Source organism: Phyllobacterium sp. 0TCS1.6A (genome assembly GCF_026420825.1).
In the GTDB taxonomy this organism is placed as follows: domain Bacteria; phylum Pseudomonadota; class Alphaproteobacteria; order Rhizobiales; family Rhizobiaceae; genus Phyllobacterium.
Genome location: NZ_JAPMAB010000002.1, coordinates 801,003 through 825,383, shown reverse-complemented (window position 1 = coordinate 825,383; position 24,381 = coordinate 801,003). Strand labels below are relative to the sequence as shown.

The following is a 24,381-nucleotide window of genomic DNA, read 5'->3' as shown; positions in this document are numbered from 1 at the left end:
CCGGGCATCGTCGGCGCCCGGCAATCCGTAGCCTTCATTCGGGAATCAATCATGAAAATCATCTCCCCCGCCGAGGTCGACCAGCTTTTGACCTGGCCTGACATGGTCGATGCGATCGGCGACGCCTTCCGCCAGGGCATGATCCAGCCGGTGCGCCATCACCATACGGTCGATCGACCCGACGGCGCCGCCTCGACGCTGCTGCTCATGCCCGCATGGTCCGATTTCGATGCCCTCGGGGATTCCGCCAAGGGCTATATGGGCGTGAAGATCGTCACAGTCTCCCCCGATAACGGCCTCGTTGCCAAGCCTGCGGTCATGGGCGTCTACCTGCTCCTCGACGGCAAGACCGGCGAGCCGAAGGCGATCGTCGACGGGCAAAGGCTGACGCTCTGGCGCACGGCGGGCGCTTCCGCCCTTGCTGCGCGCTATCTCGCGAGGGAGGATGCGGAGCATCTCCTGGTTCTGGGCGCCGGGGCGCTGTCGGCGTTCCTCGCGCGGGCGCACAGCGCGGTGCGACCGATCAAGCGCATATCGATCTGGAACAGGAACCTGGCCGGCGCGGAGAAGATCGCTTCGACGCTCGCTGCCGAGGGCTTCGATGCCAGCGCCGTCGAGGACAAGGAACAGGCCGTGGCGGAGGCCGATATAATTTCGGCCGGCACGCTGTCCACCGAACCGCTGATCCTCGGCAGGCATGTCCGGCCCGGCACACATATCGACCTGATCGGCGCGTTCACGCCCCATATGCGCGAAAGCGATGACGAATGCGTCAAGCGTGCGCGGGTTTTCGTCGACACGAGGGAAGGTGCGCTCAAGGAGGGCGGTGACATCGTGCAGCCGATCAAGGCGGGGATCATCGACGAGAACCATGTCGTCGGCGACCTCTACGACCTCACCCGGGGCACGATCGACGGACGCGGCTCATCCGATGAGATCACGCTGTTCAAATCGGTCGGCGCAGCGCTGGAGGATCTGGCCGCGGGCATTCTCGTCTATGAAAAGTCCAACTCCGCCGGCTCCTGAACATTTTTGCTTCCGTCATCGATGCTCTTGGCTTAGGAACCTTCGAACAGATTTGCGAAGGACCGTGACTTGAAACCAGCCGGCGGGAAAAACAGGAAGGCCAAGGCGAGCGGCGGGAAAACCGGCGCGCCGAAGGATGCAAAGCCCTTCCGTGCGCCATCGAGCCGCCCGCGTCCGCAATTTGCCAAGCTCTCGCAGTCCGAGTCGGCTCCGGCGCGCGCGGCAGTACAGGCGGAGAATGCCGCTCCCCGGCTGACCACCCGCAGGACGGGGCCGCGCCCGAGCGAGCAGACGGCGATCATCCTCGAGACCGAGCCATCGGCCGATTATGCGCTGCTCGACAGCGGCAACGGCCTCAAGCTCGAACAATACGGCCCCTTGCGCATCGTGAGGCCGGAAGGACAGGCCATCTGGCTGCCCGCCTGGGACAGACGCGAATGGGACAAGGCAGACGCCATATTCACCGGCAATACCGATGAGGAAGGGGTCGGCCGCTGGCACTTCCCCAAGGTTCCACTCGGAGAGACATGGCCGCTCGCCCATGAGGGCATGCCGTTTCTCGGGCGCTTCACCTCGTTCCGCCATGTGGGCGTCTTTCCGGAACAGGGCACGCACTGGAACCATATGGAGACGCTCATCCGCAATGCCGGGCGAACCGTGCGCGTCCTCAATCTCTTCGGCTATACGGGTGTTGCCTCGCTGGTGGCAGCCCGGGCCGGGGCCGAGGTCACCCATGTGGATGCCTCCAGGAAAGCCATAGGCTGGGCCCGCGAAAACCAGGAAATGGCAGGGCTCGGCGGCAAACCGATACGCTGGATCTGCGAAGACGCCATGAAATTCGTCGCGCGGGAGGAACGCCGCGGCAGCTTCTACGACATCATCCTGCTCGATCCGCCCGCCTATGGCCGCGGCCCGAATGGCGAGGTCTGGCAATTGTTCGACAATCTGCCCGACATGGTCGATCTGTGCCGCTCCATCCTCACGCCGCAGCCGCTCGCCGTCGTCCTCACCGCCTATTCGATCCGGGCGTCGTTCTTCGCCATTCACGAACTGATGCGGGACGTCTTCACCGGGCTTGGCGGCAATCTTCAATCCGGCGAACTCATCCTGCGCGAACGGTCCGCCGGCCGCGCCCTGTCTACCTCACTCTTCAGCCGCTGGAGCGCCAAATGAACCGCATCGACGACCAGCAGCCGGGCATTGCCCGCCCCGGAAAGGTCAAGGAAGTCACCAGCCTGACCAACCCCATCGTCAAGGAATTGCGGTCGCTGGCGCTGAAGAAATATCGCGACCAGCAGCGGGTGTTCCTGGCGGAAGGCCTCAAGCTCGTCATCGACGCGCTGGATCTCGGCTGGACGATCAGGACGCTGGTCTATTCCAAGGCCGGCAAGGGCAATGCGGCTGTCGAACAGGTTGCCGCACGGACCATCGCCAAGGGCGGCGACGTGCTCGAAGTGAGCGAAAAGGTGATCGGCGCCATAACCCGGCGCGACAATCCGCAAATGGTCGTCGGCGTCTTCCAGCAGAAACTGCAGCCTCTGGCGGCCATCGAGCCGAAGGGCGACGATGTCTATATCGCGCTCGATCGGGTGCGCGATCCGGGCAATCTCGGCACGATCCTGCGCACGGCGGACGCCGTGGGTGCGAAAGGCCTCATCCTCATCGGCGACACGACCGATCCGTTTTCGCTGGAGACGGTGCGGGCAACGATGGGTTCCGTATTCGCGATGCCGATCACCCGGGTCAGCGAGGAGGAATTCCTCGCCTGGCGCAAGGATTTCCGCGGGCTCGTCGTCGGTACGCATCTGAAGGGCGCCGTCGACTACCGCAAGATCGATTATGCCGGCCGCCCGGTGATCCTGCTGATGGGCAATGAACAGCAGGGATTGCCCGACACGCTGGCAAAGAATTGTGACAGGCTGGCGCGCATTCCGCAGCAGGGACGCGCCGATTCGCTCAATCTGGCGATCGCCACCGGGGTCATGCTGTTCGAGATCAGGCGCGGCGCCCTCACCCTCGACAAGGCTGACTGACCCATCATGAAGGACAATCGCTTCCAGAGCCTCGCGCTCATCCTCGTGCTTGCGGTCGCCAGCGACCAGATCGTCAAATATCTGGTCGAAACCGGCATGGATTACCGCCAGCAGATCGATATCCTGCCATTTCTCGCGCTATTCCGCGTCCATAATGATGGAATTGCCTTCTCGATGCTGAGCGATCTGCATGATACGGCGCTGATCGTGCTGACATTGGCGGTCATAGGTTTCGTCAGCTATCTGTGGTGGACGACGGCTACCGCCCGCTGGATCTCCCGCGCCGGCTTTGCCCTGATCATTGGCGGGGCGCTCGGAAACCTCATCGACCGGAGCCTTCATGGCTATGTGATCGACTATGTCCTGTTCCACCTGCCGAGCTGGTCGTTTGCGGTCTTCAACCTCGCGGATGCCTATATTTCCATAGGCGCGGCGCTGGTGATCCTCGAGGAACTGGCCGTATGGCTGCGCGAGCGACGCGCACGCAGCGGCGAGTAGGCGCGTCGGCAGCGTCATGCTGTCGTCATCGATCCGTAGTATTCAGGCCAAAGTACATCAGCAATCAACTGCTTGAGAGAGCGAATCGTCATGGACATCGCCTTGCTTGAACCTGCTTCAATCTCTAAAGATCAAGGGATGATGTCGCAGGTTGATTCAACGCCTTCGCCCTTGAAGGCAATACAGCTCGGATCGGTGCTTGGCCGCATCGGTACGCTGGAAGTGTGTCTGGCGCAAACCGAGGATGAAGTGGCATCGTCCCAGCAGCTGCGTTTCAAGGTATTCTTCGACGAGCTCGGCGCGCGCGGCTCCGCGACGCTGGAACAGCGGGACGCCGACCGTTTCGACCCGTTCTGCGATCATCTCCTCGTCTATGACACCGCCATCCCGGGGCCGAAGCACAAGCAGATCGTCGGCACCTATCGGCTGTTGCGGTCGGAAAAGGCCTTCGAGACCGGCGGTTTCTACTCCGCCGGCGAATATGACATAGAGCGGCTCGTCGCCGCCAAGCCGGAACTGCGGTTCCTCGAACTCGGGCGCTCCTGCGTACTGCCGGAATATCGTTCCAAGCGGACCGTCGAGTTGCTCTGGCAAGGCATATGGACCTATTGCCGCCACCATTCCATCGGCGTCATGTTCGGCTGTGCCTCGTTCCAGGGCACCGTGCCGGCCGCGCATGCCCTGCCGCTTTCCTTCCTGCATCACAATTGCCGCGCTACGCCGGACTGGGACGTGCGCGCGCTTCCGGCGCTTTACCAGCCGATGGATCTCGTGCCCAATGAGGCCATCAATCCGAAAGTCGCGCTGTTTGCGATGCCGCCGCTCATCAAGGGCTATCTGCGGCTTGGCGCGATGATCGGCGACGGAGCGGTGGTGGATGGCGATTTCGGCACCACGGACGTGCTGATCATCCTTCCGGTCAGCCGCATTTCCGAGCGCTACATCAATCATTACGCTGCCGAGGCGAAGCGCTTCGCCTGACGGCGATCCAGACCCTGCGGCCCATTATCAGCTGTGGAGAAGGCGGGGTTCGAAGCCTGCAGAGGTGTGCTCTTGGGCAAAGAGCGCTAAATTGCGCCTGAACGCCTCAGGGTTCAGGAGAAGGTTTTGGACGACTTGACACCCATCATCGAGCCGCAAGCAACGTATGATTCCGAGCCGTCGGCACGCCCGACGCCGATGATGGAGCAATATATCGAGATCAAGGCGACCAATTCCGACAGTCTGCTCTTCTACCGCATGGGCGACTTCTACGAATTGTTCTTCGACGACGCCGTGGAGGCATCGCGGGCGCTCGGCATCACCCTGACCAAGCGCGGCAAGCATCTCGGCCAGGACATCCCGATGTGCGGCGTGCCGGTGCATGCGGCCGACGACTACCTGCAGAAGCTGATCGGGCTTGGCTTCCGCGTCGCCGTCTGCGAACAGGTAGAAGACCCGGCGGAGGCAAGGAAACGCGGCGCCAAATCCGTCGTCAAGCGCGATGTCATCCGCCTGGTGACCCCCGGTACGATCACCGAGGAGAAGCTGCTCGATCCATCGCAAGCCAATTACCTGATGACACTCGGCCGGGTGAAGGGCGCCGAACAGGGCCAGTTCGCCCTGGCCTGGATCGATATTTCGACCGGCATGTTCCGCGTCGGCGAAACCGAGCCGTCGCGATTGCTGGCGGACATATTGCGCATCGATCCCCGCGAACTCATCGTCGCCGATACGGTATTCCACGATCCCGAGCTGCGCGGCGTCTTCGATGTTCTCGGCCGTGTCGTCACCCCGCAGCCGCCAAGCCTGTTCGATAGCGCCACGGCGGAAAACCGGGTCCAGCGCTATTTCAATGTCAGCACGCTCGATGGCTTCGGCCAGTTTTCCCGCGCCGAACTGGCCGCCATTTCCGGCGCCATCGCCTATGTGGAAAAGACCCAGTTCGCCGAGCGGCCGCCGCTGATGCGACCCGAGCGGGAATCCGAGGGCTCGACGCTTTTCATCGACCCGGCGACACGGGCAAACCTCGAGCTGCTGCGCACCCTGTCCGGCAAGCGCGATGGCAGCCTGCTCAAGGCTATCGACCGCACCACGACCGGCGGCGGAGCGCGGCTGCTCGCCGAGCGGCTGACGTCGCCGCTGACCGATGTGCAGGCCATTGCCGCAAGGCTTGATTCCATATCGTTTTTCCTGTCGCAGCAGCAGTTGGCGGAGCTTGTCCGCGAGGCGCTGAAAGGCGTGCCGGACACGCCGCGGGCGCTATCCCGGCTGGCCGTCGGCCGCGGCGGGCCGCGCGATCTCGGAGCGCTCGCCCGCGGGCTGCAGGCAGCCGCTGAAATCGCCGGCCTTCTTGCGGGCCAGGACCTGCCGACGGAATTAAATTCCGTGCGTGACTGCCTCGCCAGCCTGCCGGTGGATTTCGCCGGGCATCTGGACCGCGCCCTGGCGGACGAGCTTCCGCTGCTCAAGCGCGACGGCGGCTTCGTCCGCCCTGCCTACCAGGCGGAACTCGACGAGATGCGCGCCTTGCGCGATCATTCGCGCCGGGTCATTGCCGGTCTTCAGGCCGACTATATGGAGCTGACCGGCATTCGCACCCTGAAGATCAAGCACAATAATGTGCTTGGCTACTTCATCGAAGTGACGGCCAACAACGCCTCGGTAATGACCGATACGGCTGACGCCAAGGCCAAGTTCATCCATCGGCAGACGATCGCCAATGCCATGCGCTTCACCACGACCGAGCTTGCGGAGCTCGAATCGAAGATCGCAAACGCCGCCGACCGGGCGCTTTCCATCGAGCTCGGCATTTTCGACGCGCTGGTTCAGGAAACCATCGCCCATGCGGACGCCATTCGCGCCGGCGCCAGTGCGCTCGCGGCGCTTGACGTTGCTGCGGCGCTGGCCGAACTTGCAGAGGAACAGGGCTATTGCCGGCCGCGCGTCGATGACAGCCTCGCCTTCGAGATCGTCGCCGGGCGTCACCCGGTCGTCGAGCAGTCGCTTCGCAGGCAGGCGGCCAATCCATTCGTGGCAAATGATTGCGATCTTTCGCCGAAAGACAGCGGAAACGGCGCGATCTGGCTGCTGACCGGCCCGAATATGGGCGGTAAATCGACGTTCCTGCGCCAGAATGCGCTGATCGCGATCCTGGCGCAGATGGGCTCCTTCGTTCCGGCGGGCTCGGCTCATATCGGCATCGTCGACAGGCTGTTCTCGCGCGTCGGCGCTTCCGACGATCTCGCGCGCGGGCGTTCGACCTTCATGGTCGAAATGGTGGAAACGGCGGCGATCCTCAACCAGGCGAGCGAGCGTTCGCTGGTCATTCTCGACGAGATCGGCCGTGGCACTGCGACGTTCGACGGACTGTCCATTGCCTGGGCCACGGTTGAATACCTGCACGAGAAAAACGGCTGCCGGGCGATTTTCGCCACGCATTTCCACGAAATGACCGCGCTGTCGGAAAAGCTGGAGCGGCTCAGCAATGTGACGATGCGGGTCAAGGAATGGGATGGCGATGTCGTCTTCCTGCATGAAGTGGCCAAGGGCGCGGCCGACCGCTCCTATGGCGTGCAGGTGGCGCGGCTTGCGGGCCTGCCGGAAGCCGTGGTGGACCGGGCGAGGGACGTCCTGCACCAGCTGGAACAAGGTGGCAACTCGGGCAAGGCCGACAAGCTCATCGACGACCTTCCGCTTTTCTCGGTCGAGGTGAAACAGAAGCCGCTACCGAAGCCGGCCAATCGCGAAGCGCCGGTGCTGACGGAGCTTTCCGCCGTCAATCCGGACGAACTTACGCCGCGCGAGGCGCTGGAAGTGCTCTATCGCTTGAAAGGCCTCGCCGGCGCACCGACATCCTGAGGCGCGACCTGAAGCACGACCTGAAGTATCGGGGCGGCGCCCGCGAATGTAATCGTTTCGTTTGTCGCCAATTCGCGCTATAGCGTGCGCCATCATTCATAAGAACGTGTTCATGAGCGCCTCAGACCTTAAACTGGAACAGATCGTCAATCCGGCCAAATTGCGCCGGCAGTTTGAGGAACTGGTAAAATCCGCAGCCGCGCAGGGCAAGGCAGCGGTGGATCGCAACGACGTGCTGCAGCTCATCAAGCAGACGCTGGAAGCCGGCAGGAAATCGGCCGAAACCATGCTGATGCAGGATGCGCATGGCACAAGCTGCTCCGTCCGGCTTTCCTTCCTCATGGACCAGCTGATCACCGCGCTCTACGATTTCGCCATCGCCCACGTCTATCCCGCGATAAATCCTTCGACGGCGGAGCGGATGACGGTGGTGGCCGTCGGCGGCTATGGCCGCGGCGGTCTCGCGCCCGGATCGGACATCGACCTGCTCTTCCTGCTGCCCTACAAGCAGACGCCATGGGGCGAGCAGGTGGTCGAATATATCCTCTATCTGCTCTGGGACACGGGCCTGAAGATCGGCCACGCCACGCGCAATCTCGATGAGTGCATCCGCCTCTCCCATTCGGACATGACGATCCGCACCAGCATTCTCGAAGCGCGCTATGTCTGCGGTAATCGCGAACTCTTCGACACGCTGGTGAAGCGCTTCGACGAAGAAGTGGTGGAGGGCACCGGGCCTGCCTTCATCGAGGCAAAGCTCGCCGAAAGGGATGCCCGCCACCGCAAGTCCGGCGCGACGCGCTATCTCGTCGAGCCCAATGTGAAAGAGGGCAAGGGCGGCCAGCGCGATCTGCACACGCTGTTCTGGATCGCCAAATATTATTACCGCGTGAAGACGAGCGACGAACTGGTCAAGCTCGGGGTCCTTTCGCGCGCCGAGCACAATATCTTCCGCAAGGCCGAGGATCTCCTGTGGGCGGTGCGGTGCCACATGCACTTCCTGACCGGCAAGGCCGAGGAACGCCTGTCCTTCGACATACAGAGCGAGATCGCGCGCCGTCTCGGCTATACGGCGCATCCCGGCCAGCGCGACGTCGAGCGCTTCATGAAGCACTACTTCCTCGTCGCCAAGAATGTCGGCGACCTCACCCGCATCATCTGCGCGGCGCTGGAGGAGGAACAGGCGAAACATGTTCCAGGTTTCAACCGGATTTTCCTCACATTCTCGCGACGCAAGCGCAAGCTCGCCGGGACGAGCGATTTCGTCGTCGACAATCACCGCATTACGATCGCCAATGATGGGGTGTTCCAGAAGGACCCTGTGAACATCATCCGCCTGTTCCACCTTGCGGACAAGCACGGCCTGGAGTTTCACCCGGATGCGATGCAGCTCGTTACCCGCTCCCTGTCACTGATAAAGTCGGACCTGCGCGACAATCCCGAGGCGAACGAACTCTTCCTCGAAGTCCTGACTTCGGAGCGCAATCCGGAGCTTATCCTGCGGCGGATGAACGAATCCGGCGTGCTCGGCAAGTTCATCCCGGACTTCGGCAAGATCGTCGCCATGATGCAGTTCAACATGTATCACCATTATACGGTGGACGAGCATCTGCTGCGCTGCATCGCGGTTCTTTCCGAGATCGAGCATGGCGATCTCGAACAGGAACATCCGCTTGCCAACCAGATCATGCCCGGCCTCAAGAAGGACCGCAGGCTGATCTACGTCGCCCTCCTCCTGCACGATATCGCCAAGGGCAGGCCTGAGGATCATTCCATTGCCGGCGCGCGCATCGCCAAGCGGCTGTGCCCGCGACTCGGCCTGTCGAAAGCCGATACGCAGACCGTTTCCTGGCTGGTCGAACATCATCTCACCATGAGCATGGTCGCCCAGTCGCGCGACCTCAACGACCGCAAGACGATCGAGGATTTCGCCGAGATCGTCCAGACGCTCGACCGCATGAAGCTGCTGCTGATCCTCACCATCTGCGATATCAAGGCGGTGGGCCCGGGCGTGTGGAACGGCTGGAAAGGGCAGCTGCTGCGCAACCTGTTCTACGAGACCGAACTGCTGCTGACCGGCGGCTTCTCGGAAGTTTCGCGCAAGGAGCGCACCGACCATGCGCGGGCGCGGCTCGAACATGCTTTGTCATCCTGGCCGCAGGCGGAGAAGCAGGCCTATCTCGCCCTGCATTACCAGAACTATCTCCTGACCGTGAGCGTCGACGACCAGCTGCGCCATGCCGGTTTCGTCCGCGATTCCGATGCGGCTGGAAAGACGCTCGCCACCATGGTCAAGACGCATGATTTCGAGGGCGTGACGGAAATCACCGTATTGTCGCCCGATCATCCACGGCTGCTCTCCATCATAGCGGGAGCCTGCGCCGCGGCCGGGGCCAATATCGTCGATGCGCAGATCTTCACCACCAGCGACGGGCGGGCGCTCGACACGATCCTGATCAGCCGCGAATTCCCGACCGACGACGATGAGAGACGGCGGGCGACGCGCGTTGGCCGCCTCATCGAGGACGTGCTTTCGGGCAAATCCTACCTGCCGGAAATGCTTGCGGCACGCACCAAGCCCAAGCGCGCCGCCAAGGCCTTCACCATCACGCCGCGCGTCGAAATCCACAATTCGCTGTCGCATAAATTCACCGTCATCGAAGTGGAGGGGCTGGATCGGCCCGGGCTTCTTTCCGAGATCACCGGTACGATCTCCGATCTTTCGCTCGACATCGCCTCCGCCCACGTGACCACCTTCGGCGAGAAAGTGATCGATGTGTTCTACGTCACCGATCTGGTCGGCCATCAGGTGACCAATACCGCGCGTCAGGGCCGCATCCGCAAGAAGCTGCTCGCCCTCTTCGGCGAGGGCGATATCATCACCGCGCAGCCGCAGCGCGGCAATATCCTCGTGTCGGCAGATTAGCATGAGCCTTGTCAAGAAATTCGCGACGGTGGCGTCCGGCACCCTGATGAGTCGGATCTTCGGGCTCACCCGGGAAATGATGATGGCGGCGGCGCTCGGAACCGGCCCCGTGGCCGATGCCTTCAACGCCGCGTTCCGCTTCCCCAACACGTTCCGGCGGCTCTTCGCCGAGGGCGCGTTCAACGCCGCCTTCGTCCCGCTTTTCGCCAAGGAGATCGAGGCCAATGGCCTTGACGGGGCAAAACGCTTCTCCGAGGAGGTATTCGGGGTCCTGTTCAGCGTGTTGATGGCGCTGACGATCCTCATGGAGCTCGCAATGCCCCTGCTCGTGCGACTGGTGATCGCGCCGGGCTTTGCCGACGACCCGTCGAAATTCGACAATACGGTATCGATGGCGATCATCATGTTCCCCTATCTCGCCTGCATGTCGCTGGCGGCCATGATGGGCGGCATGCTGAATTCGCTGCACCGCTATTTCGCCGCCGCCGTCGCCCCGGTCTTTCTCAACATCATCCTGATCGCCGTACTGGCCTATGCCTGGTATGCGGGTCATGATCCGATCGCGATCGGCTATGGGCTTTCCTGGGGCGTGATGGCTGCGGGGCTGGTGCAACTCGCCATCGTGTGGTTCGCCGTGCGCCATGCGGGCATTTCCATCGGCTTCCGGCGTCCGCGCCTGACTGCCAACGTCAAGCGGCTGCTGGTGCTGGCGCTGCCCGCGGCGATCACCGGCGGCATCACCCAGATCAATCTTCTCGTGAATACCGCTATCGCCTCGGGAAGCAGCGGCGCGGTGACTGCGCTCGCCAATGCGGACCGGGTCTACCAGCTGCCGCTCGGCGTCGTCGGCATTGCCGTCGCGACCGTGCTTCTGCCGGAACTTGCGCGTGCGCTGCGCTCGGGCAATCTGACGGAAGCCGGAAATCTCCAGAACCGTTCGGTCGAATTCATCCTGTTCCTGACGCTGCCCGCCGCCGCCGCACTCCTCGTCATGTCCGAGCCGATCATCCGCCTGCTGCTCGAGCGCGGCGAGTTCACCGCCGAATCGACGCGCCGCGTCGCCAATATCCTTGCCGTCTACGGACTTGGCCTGCCCGCCTTCGTCCTCATCAAGGCGTTCATTCCCGGTTTCTTCGCCCGCGAGGACACGAAGACGCCAATGATCTATGCGGCCGTGTCGGTCGTGATCAATGTGGCGATGGCAATCACGCTGTTCCCCTATATGGCCGAATCCGGCATTGCCACGGCGGAGGTGACTGCCGGCTGGGTCAACGCCATGCTGCTTTTCGCCACCCTGCTCTGGCGCGGCCACTGGGGTCGCGATATCGCGCTGGTGTCGCGCATACCCCGCCTCGTCATTGCAGCGGCGATCATGGCAGTCGCATTGTCCTATGCCATCGATTATGCCGCGCCCTATATCGCATCCACCGCGCCGCTGCACATGCAGGCGGCGGGCGTGCTGGGGCTCATCGTCATTGCCATGATCCTCTATTTCGCCCTTGCCTTCGGCACCGGCGGGGCAAGCCTCGGCATGATCCGGCGCAATATCAGGCGCGGCGGCAAGGCCGCGACACCGAAGGACGGTCCGGAATGAGGGCGCGGACCGGCCTCTTGCGCGTACCGTGCGATTTGCTCACGCGGACCGCTTCCATCTGATCCGGAAACGCTCTAAGGGTGCAGGGGCTTGAACCTTGTGTCCTGCTCTGCCAGAAACCGCGACAATACCGGCCATGATGGCTGGCCATATCTATCCAAGGGACGATCCATGAGCATGTTCGAACCGCTCGTTTTCTCCGGCGTACAGCCCACCGGAAATCTGCATCTCGGCAATTATCTCGGCGCCATCAAGCGCTGGGTCGCCCTGCAGGAAAACAATAATTGCATCTATTGCGTGGTCGACCAGCATGCGATCACGCAGGCAATGTCGGTGTGGGGCGGGCCAGCGGAACTCATGCGCAATACGCGCGAGGTGGCCGCGGCCTTCCTCGCCGCCGGCGTCGATCCGCAGAAGCACATCGTCTTCAACCAGAGCCGTGTGCGGCAGCATGCGGAGCTTGCCTGGGTGTTCAACTGCGTTGCCCGCATGGGCTGGCTGAGCCGGATGACCCAGTTCAAGGACAAGGCGGGCAAGGATCGCGAGAATGCCTCCGTTGGGCTTTTCACCTATCCCAACCTGATGGCCGCCGACATCCTGGTCTACCGCGCCACCCATGTGCCGGTGGGCGAAGACCAGAAGCAGCACCTGGAGCTGACCCGCGACATCGCGCAGAAATTCAACGTCGATTTCTCCGATCGCATCGCCGAACTCGGCCTTGGCATGGAGACGAAATCCGGTGACGAGACCATCTCCAGCTATTTCCCGCTCACGGAGCCGGTGATCGGCGGACCGGCGGCGCGGCTGATGAGCCTGCGCGACGGCACCAAGAAGATGTCGAAATCCGATCCATCAGATCTGTCGCGCATCAACCTCATCGACGATCCCGACACGATCTCGAAGAAGATCCGCAAGGCCAAGACCGATTCCGAACCACTGCCATCCGATGTAGAGGGCCTCGCCGCCCGCCCCGAGGCAGACAATCTCGTCGGCATCTATGCAGCCCTGACCGATACGGACAAGGAAAGCGTCCTGCGCGATTTCGGCGGCCAACAATTTTCCGTGTTCAAGCCCGCCCTCGCCGATCTCGCCGTGGCCAAACTCGGCCCGATCGCCAGCGAAATGCGCCGTATTTCCGCCGATCCCGGCTATGTCGACGCGGTCTTGAAGCAGGGCGGCGAACGTGCAAGCGTGCTGGCGGAGGCGACAATGCGCAATGTTCGCGATATTGTCGGCTTCCTGCAGGACTAAGCCCGGGATAAAGCCAAGGACAGGTCGAAACCATGGTATCCAGACGTCTCAGTCGCGAAGAGGGCCACAGGCGCAAATTCCTGGCCATCATTGACGAAACGCCCGAATGCGAGCGGGCGGTCGCCTATGCCGCGCGCAGAGCCAAGACGACGGGCGGCACGCTGTTGCTGCTGTTCGTCATCGATACGGCCGATTTCCAGGCCTTTCTCGGTGTCGAGCAGATCATGCGTGCCGAGGCACAGGAAACGGCGCATTCGACGCTCAGCAAGTTCGCGGCGAAGGTGCGCGAGGAAATCGGCATCGAATCCGAGCTCGTCGTGCGCGAGGGCGTCACCTCCGAGGAAATCCAGAAACAGATCGAGGAAGACCAGGACATCGCCATCCTCGTGCTGGCGGCGGGCTCCGGCAAGGAAGGCCCGGGACCACTGGTGCAATCGCTGGCCGGAAAGGACGGTTTTTCCATTCCCGTCACCGTCGTTCCCTACAATCTGTCAGACGAGGACATAGACGCGATCACCTGATCGCGTTTCATGCTAATCTTGACTTGAAGAGAATGGTTTAAAGGCCTATATCCGTCTTTGAATTATTCTAAACTAGATGCGAGACGCGCCATGTTTATCCAGACCGAAGCGACGCCCAATCCTGCGACCCTGAAATTCCTGCCAGGCAAAGTGGTTCTGGAAGAAGGCACCGCCGATTTCCGTGACGCGGCCAGCGCCAGCGAGACTTCGCCGCTCGCCGCCAAGATCTTCGCCGTCCCCGGCGTGACGGGCGTGTTCTTCGGATATGATTTTGTCACCGTCACCAAGACGGAAGGGCCGGAATGGCAGCACCTGAAGCCGGCGATCCTCGGCGCCATCATGGAGCATTTCATGTCCGGCGCGCCAGTCATGGCCAATGCCGCGGCAGCCGCTGCCAGCGCCCATGAGGGCGAGGATGGCGAGTTCTTCGACACGGCGGATACGGAAATCGTCGATACGATCAAGGAACTGCTCGAGACCCGCGTCCGCCCTGCGGTTGCGCAGGATGGCGGCGACATCACCTTCCGCGGCTATGAGAACGGCACCGTTTTCCTGCACATGCGCGGCGCGTGCTCCGGCTGCCCGTCTTCCACCGCGACGCTCAAGCACGGCATCCAGAACCTGCTGAAGCATTTCGTCCCGGAAGTGCAGCAGGTCGAAGCGATCTGATCGCGCCGATCCTCGAATGAAAAAAGGCCGCTTGTGCGGCCTTTTTCTTGTCAGTTCACCGCCCCCGGGCCGGGTATGGCGCCGGGCGGGCATTTGCCGAGGATAATCATCCCCAGCACCTCGTCCTCATTGACGTCGCCGACCTTGGCGGTGCCGACGACCTGGCCATTCTTCATGACAGCCACGCGATCCGCGAGGTGGAAGACATCGTGGATGTCGTGGCTGATGAGGAAGATGCCGAGCCCCTCGCTCTTCAGCTGCTTGATCAATTCGCCTACCTGCGCCGTCTCCTGCGGCCCGAGGGCTGCCGTCGGCTCATCCATGATCAGGATGCGCGCATTGAACAGGATCGCCCGCGCAATGGCCACCGATTGCCTCTGGCCGCCGGAGAGCGCCTTCACCGGGTCCTTGAAACGCTGGAACCGCGGGTTGAGCCGGCCCATCACCTCACGCGCGCTGTGCTCCATGGCGACGTCGTCGAGCGTGCCCCAGGGGGTCATCAGCTCGCGGCCGAGATAGAGATTGGCGGCGGTATCGACATTGTCTGCCAGCGCCAGCGTCTGGTAGATCGTTTCGATGCCATAGGCCTTCGCATCGCGCGGATTGCTGATCGACGCTTCCTCGCCATTGACGCGTATTGTGCCGCTGTCGCGCTTGTATGCACCCGACAATATCTTGATGAGGGTCGATTTTCCCGCGCCGTTATGGCCGAGAAGGGCAACGACCTCGCCGGGATAGAGATCCACCGAAGCGCCGTCCACGGCCCGGATGCCGCCAAACGCGATGGAGATGTTTTCCATCTCGATGAGAGCTGTTTGCGTATCTGCCATGTCTATTTCTCCCTCAAGCCGTGCGGCGCCGATAGATCGTGTCGAGCCAGACGGCGATGACGAGCACCACGCCGACGACAATGTTCTGCAGCGGCGTATCGAGGCCGAGAAGCACCATGCCGGAGCTCAGCGACTGCATGAGCAGCGCACCGATCATGGCCCCGGCGATCGTGCCGACACCACCGGCCAGCGATGTTCCGCCGATGACGGCAGCGGCGATCGTCAGCAATTCGTCGAGTGTTCCCTGCGCATTGGTGGCCGCATTGAGCCGGGCCGTCGAAACGGCGCTGGCGATGGCGCAGAGCACGCCCATGATGATGAATATCTTCATCGTGACCCAGCGGGTATTGATGCCTGCGAGGTCGGCCGCCTCCGGATTGCCGCCCATCGCGAAGACATAGCGGCCGAAGCGTGTGCGGGTCGTGACGAACGTCATCACCAGGCCGGTCGCCACCGCTATCAGGACCGGCACGGCGATACCGTGCGAGATGAAGATTCCCCCTTCGGGGATGGTGATATTGTTGGCCTCCGCATAGCGGCGGACGATGCCGATCGGCCAGTAATAGGCATTGGCGAGCGCCACCGCGCCGAGAACGAGGCCACAGCCGATGGCGGTCATCAGCGTCTCGGCCCAGATGGGGCGGCGCGGGAAGTTGAAGCGCTTGCGCTGGCGGCGGCTGTTGAGGACCATGACGACGATCGCAACGCAGGCGATGACCGCAACCACCCAGCTCCATGTGGACCCGATCGAACCATCCGGCCCGCCGCCCATGAGGCGGAAGGTGGAATCCATCGGCGCGACCGTCCGGCCGGACGTGACCCACCATGCGGCGCCGCGCCAGACAAGGAGGCCGCCGAGCGTCACGATGAAAGCGGGAACGCCGAGAAAGGCAATGACGAAGCCCTGGAACGCGCCGATGAAGCCACCGGCGACGATGCCGACGCCCAGCGCGATGAGCCAGGTGGCAGGATGTTCGAAACCGATGAGCTTCGGCAGGATTTCCACCTGCGCGACACCCATGATCATGCCGACGAAACCGAGGATCGAGCCGACCGACAGATCGATATTGCGGGTGACGATGATGAGCACCATGCCGGTCGCCATGATGGCCACGGAGGAAGTCTGCACCGACAGGTTCCACAGGTTGCGGGGCGTCAGGAACTGCCCGCCCGACAGGAACTGGAAGGCCAGCCAGATGATGACCAGCGCACCGATCATGCCGAGAAGGCGTGTGTCGAGCTCGGTCGCCTTGAAGAAGCGGGCAACAGCGCCGAGTTCGGAAGCGCGCGCACGGTCCACGCCAAGAGACGAATCGGTCATTGGGTTCTCCCCGGGGTCTTGTTCGTTAAACGCCGCTGGCCCAAGGGACCAGCGGCGCATGATGTTCGGCGATCTTGTCTTATTTGCAAGCGGCGACGGTATCCGGCTTCACGCCCTGGCACACCACATCCTTGCCGACCCAGCCGGCATCGATGACGACATTGAGATTGTCCTTGGTGACCGGTACGGGCGTGAGGAATACGGCATTGACCTCGACCTTGTTGGCGCCGCCCGCGAACTTCTGGACGTTCGGAATCTCTTCCATCTTCTTGCCATCGGCAAGGGCGGAAGCAATGCCCGCGGCCTGCGTACCGAGTTCACGCGAGTCCTTCCAGATCGTGACGGTCTGCGTGCCGAGCGCAACGCGGTTCAGCGCCGCGAAATCGGCATCCTGTCCGGAAACCGGTACGGAACCGGCCAGGCCCTGGGCCTGCAGCGCGGCGATGGCGCCGCCGGCAGTACCGTCATTGGCCGCAACGACAGCATCGATCTTGTTGTCATTGGCGGTCAGGAACTGCTCCATGTTCTTCTGGGCATTGGCAGGAAGCCAGCCATCCGTATAGGCCTCGCCGGCATTCTTGATCTTGCCGGAGTCGATTGCCTCCTTCAGGACCTCCTGCGCGCCCGAAAACAGGAAATCCGCGTTCGGATCGGCCGAGCTGCCCTTGATGAAGGCATAATTACCCTCGGGCTTCACGGCGAATACGGCGCGGGCCTGCATGCGGCCGACTTCCTTGTTGTCGAAGGTGATGTAGAACGCGTCCTTGTTCTCGATCAGGCGATCATAGCCGACGACCGGAATGCCTTCGGCGACAGCTTTCTCGACTGCCGGCCCGATGGCGCTCGAATCCTGCGCGAGGATGATGAGGGCATTGGCGCCCTGCGAGATCAGGCTTTCCACATCGGTCAATTGCTTGGATGCGGAAGATTGCGCATCAGCGGAGATGTACTTGTCGCCATTGGCCTCGAGCGCCTTCTTGATGGCTGCTTCGTCGGTCTTCCAACGCTCTTCCTGGAAATTCGACCAGGATACGCCGATCACCTTGTCCTTGGCCAACACAGGCGCTGAAAACGAGGCAGCGAGTATCGCCGCTCCCGCCACTGCGGTTGCAAATTTCTTCATGTAACCCTCCCAGGTGCACGTGGCACGTTGACCCTGCGCGGCGCCTTTTGCCTCCGGCTTCCGCATCAAACCTCTTTATTTCGAGGCTCGAAAAAAATAGTGACTTAAAACGAATTCCGTGTCAACTTGCATTTTGGAAACGTAACCTATTGCAATGCAACAATAATTTTTGCGATGCACAAAAAAGATTTCGGGAGGAGGTCGATTTGTTGCTGGAGGAGATCGCACGGCCGGACGATGTAAGGCGCCAGAACAGGCGCCTCGTGCTGAGCTCTTTGCGGCAACATGGTTCGGCATCGCGGACAGACATCGCCGCGCGTACCGGGCTCAGCCCTTCGACGGTTTCGGCCATCACGACGGCGCTGATTTCGGAAGGCATCATCGGGCACAATCCCGATGGCGATCCGGCCGCCAACCGGCGTGGCCGGCCACAGATCGCGCTTTCGTTGAACTCAGGCGCGGCGACCGTGGCGACGATCGAACTCGCGCTCAACCTCGTCCATGTCGTGCTCTTCGACTATCGCGGCGACGTGATCGGCGAGGAGCACCGGCGTACACCGACGCTCGATGCGACGACGCTGGACCTGACGCGCATGATGTGCGCCATGCTGGACCGGCTGCTGGAGGCGAGGCCGGCCGATGCGGGACCGCTGCTGCACATTTCCATGGGGGTACAGGGCGTCACCGATGCGGGGAGCTCTTCCATGCTGTGGTCGCCGATCACGCCGGACGGCAATATCGGCTTTGGCGACGCGCTCAGCAAACGGTATGGCGTGGCGGTCTCCGTCGCCAATGATTGCAGCATGATCGCCGAGGCGCTGCGCTGGACCGATCCGGGGCATTATACGGAAGATTTCGCCGCGATCCTGCTTTCCCACGGCATCGGCATGGGACTCTATCTCAAGGGCAAGCCGTTTCTCGGCGCCTATTCCTCCGCGGCGGAATTCGGCCACATGCTGCACGCACCGAAAGGTGCCCTGTGCCGTTGTGGCCGGCGTGGCTGCATCGAGGCCTATGCCAGCGACTACGCCATATTGCGGCGCGTTTCGGGGCAAGGCGAAGATGCCCTGCCCGCGCCCGATGTCGAGCCTGCCGCCTTCTACATGGTGGCCGAACGGGCAAGGCTTGCCGAGGGCAGCGAGCGGGAGGCCTTCCGCAAGGCAGGACAGGCCATCGGCTCGGGCCTGCGCAGCCTGTTTTCCCTCATCGATCCAGTGCCCGTCGCCCTCGTCGGTCCGGGCGCGGGCGTCTTCGACCTGATCGAAGAGGAACTTCGTGCGGTCGTTTCCGACACGTCCGGGTGGGGTGCCGGGCACGATCTCACCATCCGCTGCTATCCGGATGAACATCCGCTCATCCTGCAGGGCTGCATGATGACATCCCTGCTACATCTCGATACCCATCATTTCGCGCCGGGAGAAGCGCCCGTCAGGCGGGACATTCCAGCGTAATATCAGGAGGATTTCATGTATCTCGGGCTTGATCTGGGCACGTCGGGCGTCAAGGCGCTGCTCATCGACGCCAACCAGGCAATCATCGGTTCCGGCAATGGCTCGCTGGACGTCTCCCGCCCCCATTCCGGCTGGTCGGAACAGGATCCGGCCGAATGGATCCGGGCTGTCGAGGACGCGCTGGATGCGCTGAAGCGCGACCATCCGCGCGAGCTGGCCGCCGTGAAGGGCATCGGCCTTTCGGGTCAGATGCACGGCGCGACGCTTCTGGACGAGAGCGACAACGTGCTTCGTCCCTGCATGTTGTGGAACGATACGCGCAGCCATGTCGAAGCGGCGGAACTCGACGGCGATCCGCGCTTCCGCGAGCTGACCGGCAACATCGTCTTTCCGGGCTTCACGGCGCCGAAGGTTGCCTGGGTGCGGCGGCACGAGGCGGAGCTGTTCGCCAGGCTGCGTCGCGTGCTCCTGCCGAAAGATTATCTGCGGTTGTGGCTGACCGGCGAATATGCATCCGACATGTCCGATGCTTCCGGCACCTCATGGCTGAACGTACGCGAACGGGCATGGTCGGCTGAGCTGCTCGAAGCCACGGAACTCGGACTCGATGCCATGCCATCCCTCGTCGAGGGCACCGAGGTTTCGGGGACGCTCAAGCCAGAACTTGCGGCGCGCTGGGGCATGGGCAGGAATGTCGTGGTTGCCGGCGGCGCCGGCGACAATGCGGCCTCGGCCTGCGGCATGGGGACCGTCGGCGAGGGCCATGCCTTCGTTTCGCTCGGCACGTCCGGCGTCCTCTTTGCGGCCAATCGCGCCTATCTTCCCAATCCCGAAAGTGCCGTCCATGCCTTCTGTCACGCGCTGCCGGCCACATGGCACCAGATGGGCGTCATCCTTTCGGCCACCGATGCCCTCAACTGGTATGCGGGGATCACCTCCTGCAAGCCGGCGGAGCTGACGGAAGAGCTTGGCGCGGCCTTGCGCGAGCCGTCGCGCGTGAGGTTCCTCCCCTATCTCTCCGGCGAGCGCACGCCGCTGAACGATTCCAGCATCAGGGGCTCGTTCCATGGCCTCGAACATGCCAGCGACCGCGCGGCGCTGACCCAGGCGGTGCTCGAAGGCGTTGCCTTCGCCTTCCGCGACTGCCTTCAGGCGCTCGCCGCTGCCGGCACGAAGCTCGATCGCGTGACTGCCGTCGGCGGCGGCTCGCGGTCGCAATACTGGCTCAAGACCATAGCGACGGCCCTCGGCCTGCCGGTCGACGTGCCGGCGGACGGGGATTTCGGCGCAGCCTTCGGCGCAGCCCGCCTCGGCCTGATCGCCGCGGAGAATGCCGAGCCCATGGAAATCTGCAGCGCACCCGCCATCGAAGCAACGATCGAGCCGGATCTTGCACTGAAACCGGCCTTCGATGCCGCCTATCAACATTATCACGCCCTATATCCAGCACTAAAAGGAGTTCAATCATGAGCAGCGGATTTTTCGGTGATGTCACCCCGGTTAAATACGAGGGACCGGACAGCACCAATCCACTAGCCTACCGTTTCTACAATCCGGACGAGATCGTTCTCGGCAAGCGTCTTGAAGACCATCTCCGCTTTGCGGTTGCCTATTGGCATTCCTTCGTCTGGCCGGGCGGCGATCCCTTCGGCGGGCAGACGTTCGAGCGGCCATGGTTCAACGAGACCATGGATGGCGCGAAGCTCAAGGCCGATGTGGCCTTCGAGATGTTCAGCCTTCTCGGCGCGCCCTATTTCTGCTTTCACGATGCCGATGTTCGCCCCGAGGGCGAGACGATTGCCGAAAGCAATAAGCGCCTGCATGAAATCGCCGATTATTTCGCGGCCAAGATGGAAAAGACCGGCACGAAACTGCTCTGGGGAACAGCGAACCTGTTCTCCAACCGGCGCTACATGGCGGGTGCAGCGACGAATCCCGATCCGGATGTCTTCGCCTACTCCGCAGCGACGGTCAAAACCTGCATGGACGTCACGCAGAAGCTGAACGGCGAGAACTATGTGCTGTGGGGCGGCCGCGAGGGCTACGAGACCCTGCTCAACACCGACATGAAGCGCGAGCTCGACCAGATGGGCCGCTTCCTCAGCCTCGTGGTCGATTACAAGCACAAGATCGGCTTCAAGGGCACCATCCTGATCGAGCCGAAGCCGCAGGAGCCGACCAAGCATCAATATGATTATGATGCAGCCACCGTCTACGGCTTCCTCAAGCGGTTCGGCCTCGAAAACGAGGTGAAGCTCAACCTCGAACAGGGCCACGCCATCCTTGCCGGCCACTCCTTCGAGCATGAGCTTGCCACGGCGGCTGCATTGGGCGTCTTCGGTTCGATCGACATGAACCGCAACGACTACCAGTCCGGCTGGGACACGGACCAGTTCCCGAACAATGTTCCGGAAGTCGCCCTCGCCTATTACGAGATATTGAAGGCGGGCGGCTTTACCACCGGCGGCACCAATTTCGACTCCAAGCTTCGCCGGCAGTCGCTCGACCCGCAGGACCTGCTGATCGCCCATATTGGCGGCATGGACACTTGCGCGCGCGGCCTGAAGGCAGCGGCGGCGATGTTCGAGGACAAGGTCCTTTCCGGCTTCGTCGAAGACCGCTATGCCGGCTGGTCCAAGCCCGAGGCACAGGCGATGCTTTCCGGCAAATTGTCGCTCGAGGAAATCGCCGCCAAGGTGGAAAGCAGCAATCTCCAGCCGAAGCCCAAATCCGGCCGCCAGGAATATCTGGAGAATATCGCCAACCGCTACGTCTGACGCTGGCGTTCGGATCGACGTGAATCCAAAGCGGGCGGCAAGAAGGGCCGGGACATGGTTCCGGTGCTTCTGTCGCCCGCTTCTTTATCAGGCACGATGTCGCATTTTCCGTGCCAGCGATGCCCGCAGGGCTCAGACGTGCTGGCCGCCATTGATGTGGATTTCGGAGCCCGTGACATAGGACGAGGCTTCGCTGCAGAGGAAATAGATCGTCTCCGCCACTTCCGCCGTCTTGCCGAGGCGGCGCAGCGGCAGATGCTCCACCAGCTTGTCCGTACCCGGCGATAGAATGGCGGTGTCGATCTCGCCCGGTGCAATCGCATTGACGCGAATGCCGTGCGGTCCGAAATCCGATGCCATCTCGCGTGTCAGCGAGGCCAGCGCTGCCTTGGACGTCGCATAGGCCGTACCGGCGAAGGGATGCACCCGGCTGCCGGCGATCGACGTCACGTTCACCACCGATCCCTTGGCTGCTTCGAGCTCCGCGAAAAGCCCGCGAGCCAGCATGATGGGTGCGAAGAAATTGACGCGGAAGACGTTCATCCACGTGTCCATCGGCGTCGCGATCGAATCGAGACGCTCGCCCTTGCCATTCTTCGGGGAGATACCGGCATTGTTGACCAGCGCATTCAGGCGCCCGCCCTCGCTCGCCAGCCGCTGCCTTATCTCCGCCACCGCATGTTCGACATCGACAGGATCGGCAAGATCGACCTTGATGTGATCTTCCGGCCCTGCCGGCCATGGGCAATTATCGGCGAAACCCTGGCGCGAACAGGTAATGACGCGCCATCCGGCTTGGGAAAAACGTTTGACTGTGGCATGGCCGATGCCACGGCTTGCGCCGGTCAGAACGAGGACTTTGCGAGGTTGATCAGCGGTCATGATTTAGGTCTCCGTCCCAGCCATAGACGAAAGCATCAGGAATATCGAGGCATAAGTTTTCGCGCTCATTGATCAAGGAAGGCGAAGGCAATAAGTTGACCGCCGCAGAAGAGGGGGAGCAAGCATGAACGGTTATGTCCTGGCCATCGATCAGGGAACGACTTCGACCCGAGCGATCATTTTCGACAAGAATCGCAAGGTCGTGGGCACGAGCCAGCGCGAGTTCCAGCAGATCTATCCACAGTCGGGCTGGGTGGAACATGATCCGGAAGAAATCTGGCAATCCGTGGTGGGCACGTGCCAGATCGCCATCGACAACGCCAGGATCGAGGCCGGCGAAGTGGCTGCCATCGGCATCACCAATCAGCGCGAAACCGTTATCGTCTGGGACAAGGCCACCGGCCGCCCCGTGCACAATGCCATCGTCTGGCAGGACCGGCGCACGGCGGCCACATGCCAGAAACTGAAGAAGCAGGGACTGGAAAAACGCTTTACCCGGAAGACCGGCCTGTTGCTCGACCCGTATTTCTCCGGAACCAAGCTTGCCTGGATCCTCGACAAGGTTCCGGGTGCACGCAAGCGCGCGGCAAATGGCGAACTGCTGTTCGGAACAATCGACAGCTTCCTCATCTGGCGACTGACCGAGGGAAAGGTGCATGCCACCGACGCCACAAATGCCTCGCGCACGCTGCTGTTCAACATCGCCAGGAACGAGTGGGACGACGAACTCCTGGATATCCTGCGGATACCGCGCGCCATGCTCCCCGAGGTCAAGGATTGCGCCGCCAATTACGGTTCCGCCGCCGCCTCGCTATTCGGCGCCGCCATACCCATTCTCGGCGTCGCCGGCGACCAGCATGCGGCAACCATCGGCCAGGCCTGTTTCGAGCCGGGCATGTTCAAATCGACCTATGGAACCGGCTGCTTCGCCGTCCTGAACACCGGGAGCGACATGGTCCTGTCGAAGAACCGGCTGCTGACGACCATTGCCTACCGCCTGAACGGCAAGACCACCTACGCCCTGGAAGGCTCGATCTTCATCGCCGGCGCTGCCGTGCAATGGCTGCGCGACGGCCTGAAGATCATCGGCTCGGCGCCTGAGACCGGCAAGCTTGCCGACCAGGCCGACCCGAGCCAGGAAGTCTATCTCGTACCCGCCTTCGTCGGCCTCGGAGCGCCCCATTGGGACGCCGAAGCGCGCGGCGCCATCTACGGGCTGACCCGCAATTCCGGTCCGGCGGAATTTGCCCGCGCGGCGCTCGAAGCGGTCTCCTACCAGACCCGCGATCTCCTGGACGCAATGCGCAAGGACTGGAAATCGGCGGATGCCAAGACCGTGCTGCGCGTCGATGGCGGCATGGTGGCATCCGACTGGACCATGCAGCGGCTGGCCGACATACTCGACGCGCCGGTCGATCGCCCCACAATATTGGAGACGACGGCACTCGGCGCGGCATGGCTGGCGGGATCAAAGGCAGGCATCTGGCCGAACCGGCGGGAATTCGCCAAGACCTGGGAGCGCGACACGCGCTTCACGCCAAAGATGGACGAGAAGACCCGCAAGAGGAAGATCGCCGGCTGGAAGGCAGCCGTTCGCCGCACATTGACGAGTTGAGGCAACGGCAGTTGCCGGGCGGCT

The 24,381-nt window shown here is 62.5% G+C and carries 19 protein-coding genes; 15 read left to right on the top strand and 4 right to left on the bottom strand.

Features of this window, described 5'->3' with window-relative positions; all coding sequences use genetic code 11:
- The first annotated feature begins 51 nt into the window (after nucleotides 1-51).
- The 11 genes from OSJ75_RS08065 to OSJ75_RS08015 all read left to right on the top strand — a co-directional run bounded on the left by OSJ75_RS08065 (nucleotide 52) and on the right by OSJ75_RS08015 (nucleotide 14,358).
- Nucleotides 52-1,026, top strand: a complete 975-nt coding sequence (locus OSJ75_RS08065) for an ornithine cyclodeaminase family protein (protein WP_267227475.1) — start codon at nucleotides 52-54, stop codon at nucleotides 1,024-1,026.
- A gap of 69 nt (nucleotides 1,027-1,095) precedes the next feature.
- Nucleotides 1,096-2,199 carry a class I SAM-dependent rRNA methyltransferase gene (locus OSJ75_RS08060; protein WP_323748349.1) on the top strand — a complete coding sequence of 368 codons (1,104 nt, stop codon included), beginning with the start codon at nucleotides 1,096-1,098 and terminating at the stop codon, nucleotides 2,197-2,199.
- Entirely contained in the window at nucleotides 2,196-3,059 is an 864-nt protein-coding gene (locus OSJ75_RS08055) for a TrmH family RNA methyltransferase (protein ID WP_250019393.1), read from the top strand. The genes OSJ75_RS08060 and OSJ75_RS08055 overlap by 4 nt, the downstream gene beginning before the upstream one ends.
- 6 nt (nucleotides 3,060-3,065) lie before the next feature.
- Complete coding sequence (lspA, locus tag OSJ75_RS08050; RefSeq protein ID WP_250019394.1) at nucleotides 3,066-3,557, top strand: signal peptidase II; 492 nt, start codon at nucleotides 3,066-3,068, stop codon at nucleotides 3,555-3,557.
- Nucleotides 3,558-3,698: 141 nt separating this feature from the next.
- The gene (locus OSJ75_RS08045) at nucleotides 3,699-4,538 is read left to right on the top strand and encodes a GNAT family N-acetyltransferase (protein ID WP_416362532.1); all 840 of its coding nucleotides are present in this window, start codon (nucleotides 3,699-3,701) and stop codon (nucleotides 4,536-4,538) included.
- Nucleotides 4,539-4,736: 198 nt separating this feature from the next.
- Nucleotides 4,737-7,397 carry a DNA mismatch repair protein MutS gene (gene mutS, locus OSJ75_RS08040; protein WP_267227514.1) on the top strand — a complete coding sequence of 887 codons (2,661 nt, stop codon included), beginning with the start codon at nucleotides 4,737-4,739 and terminating at the stop codon, nucleotides 7,395-7,397.
- 112 nt (nucleotides 7,398-7,509) lie between these two features.
- A complete protein-coding gene (locus OSJ75_RS08035) occupies nucleotides 7,510-10,323 on the top strand; it encodes a [protein-PII] uridylyltransferase (RefSeq protein WP_250019395.1) in 2,814 nt (937 codons plus the stop codon).
- Nucleotide 10,324: 1 nt separating this feature from the next.
- Nucleotides 10,325-11,917: a murein biosynthesis integral membrane protein MurJ gene (gene murJ, locus OSJ75_RS08030; protein ID WP_267227473.1), complete on the top strand. Its 1,593-nt coding sequence runs from the start codon at nucleotides 10,325-10,327 to the stop codon at nucleotides 11,915-11,917.
- 171 nt (nucleotides 11,918-12,088) lie between these two features.
- Nucleotides 12,089-13,168, top strand: a complete 1,080-nt coding sequence (gene trpS / locus OSJ75_RS08025; RefSeq protein WP_267227471.1) for a tryptophan--tRNA ligase — start codon at nucleotides 12,089-12,091, stop codon at nucleotides 13,166-13,168.
- A gap of 32 nt (nucleotides 13,169-13,200) precedes the next feature.
- Nucleotides 13,201-13,689 (top strand): universal stress protein, encoded by a 489-nt coding sequence (locus tag OSJ75_RS08020; RefSeq protein ID WP_250019398.1) that lies wholly within the window; start codon nucleotides 13,201-13,203, stop codon nucleotides 13,687-13,689.
- A gap of 90 nt (nucleotides 13,690-13,779) precedes the next feature.
- Nucleotides 13,780-14,358 carry a NifU family protein gene (locus OSJ75_RS08015; protein WP_250019399.1) on the top strand — a complete coding sequence of 193 codons (579 nt, stop codon included), beginning with the start codon at nucleotides 13,780-13,782 and terminating at the stop codon, nucleotides 14,356-14,358.
- Nucleotides 14,359-14,408: 50 nt separating this feature from the next.
- Here OSJ75_RS08015 and OSJ75_RS08010 read toward each other — a convergent pair whose 3' ends face one another.
- From OSJ75_RS08010 to xylF, 3 genes are all read right to left on the bottom strand, one after another.
- Nucleotides 14,409-15,188, bottom strand: a complete 780-nt coding sequence (locus OSJ75_RS08010) for an ATP-binding cassette domain-containing protein (protein ID WP_250019400.1) — start codon at nucleotides 15,186-15,188, stop codon at nucleotides 14,409-14,411.
- Between the two features lie 13 nt (nucleotides 15,189-15,201).
- Complete coding sequence (locus OSJ75_RS08005) at nucleotides 15,202-16,509, bottom strand: sugar ABC transporter permease (protein WP_267227470.1); 1,308 nt, start codon at nucleotides 16,507-16,509, stop codon at nucleotides 15,202-15,204.
- 79 nt (nucleotides 16,510-16,588) lie between these two features.
- Complete coding sequence (gene xylF / locus OSJ75_RS08000) at nucleotides 16,589-17,632, bottom strand: D-xylose ABC transporter substrate-binding protein (protein WP_250019402.1); 1,044 nt, start codon at nucleotides 17,630-17,632, stop codon at nucleotides 16,589-16,591.
- Between the two features lie 209 nt (nucleotides 17,633-17,841).
- Between xylF and OSJ75_RS07995 the strand changes: the two genes are divergently transcribed.
- Genes OSJ75_RS07995 through xylA form a run of 3 tightly spaced genes read left to right on the top strand, consistent with a single transcriptional unit; the run spans nucleotide 17,842 to nucleotide 21,860 of the window.
- Nucleotides 17,842-19,083: an ROK family transcriptional regulator gene (locus OSJ75_RS07995; protein WP_267227469.1), complete on the top strand. Its 1,242-nt coding sequence runs from the start codon at nucleotides 17,842-17,844 to the stop codon at nucleotides 19,081-19,083.
- Between the two features lie 15 nt (nucleotides 19,084-19,098).
- Nucleotides 19,099-20,553, top strand: coding sequence for a xylulokinase (gene xylB / locus OSJ75_RS07990; protein ID WP_250019404.1), 1,455 nt, complete (start codon nucleotides 19,099-19,101; stop codon nucleotides 20,551-20,553).
- Nucleotides 20,550-21,860 carry a xylose isomerase gene (gene xylA, locus OSJ75_RS07985; RefSeq protein WP_250019405.1) on the top strand — a complete coding sequence of 437 codons (1,311 nt, stop codon included), beginning with the start codon at nucleotides 20,550-20,552 and terminating at the stop codon, nucleotides 21,858-21,860. The genes xylB and xylA overlap by 4 nt, the downstream gene beginning before the upstream one ends.
- Before the next feature lie 132 nt (nucleotides 21,861-21,992).
- Here xylA and OSJ75_RS07980 read toward each other — a convergent pair whose 3' ends face one another.
- The gene (locus tag OSJ75_RS07980) at nucleotides 21,993-22,742 is read right to left on the bottom strand and encodes an SDR family NAD(P)-dependent oxidoreductase (protein WP_267227468.1); all 750 of its coding nucleotides are present in this window, start codon (nucleotides 22,740-22,742) and stop codon (nucleotides 21,993-21,995) included.
- Nucleotides 22,743-22,866: 124 nt separating this feature from the next.
- Between OSJ75_RS07980 and glpK the strand changes: the two genes are divergently transcribed.
- Nucleotides 22,867-24,357, top strand: a complete 1,491-nt coding sequence (gene glpK, locus OSJ75_RS07975; RefSeq protein ID WP_267227467.1) for a glycerol kinase GlpK — start codon at nucleotides 22,867-22,869, stop codon at nucleotides 24,355-24,357.
- Nucleotides 24,358-24,381 lie beyond the last annotated feature (24 nt).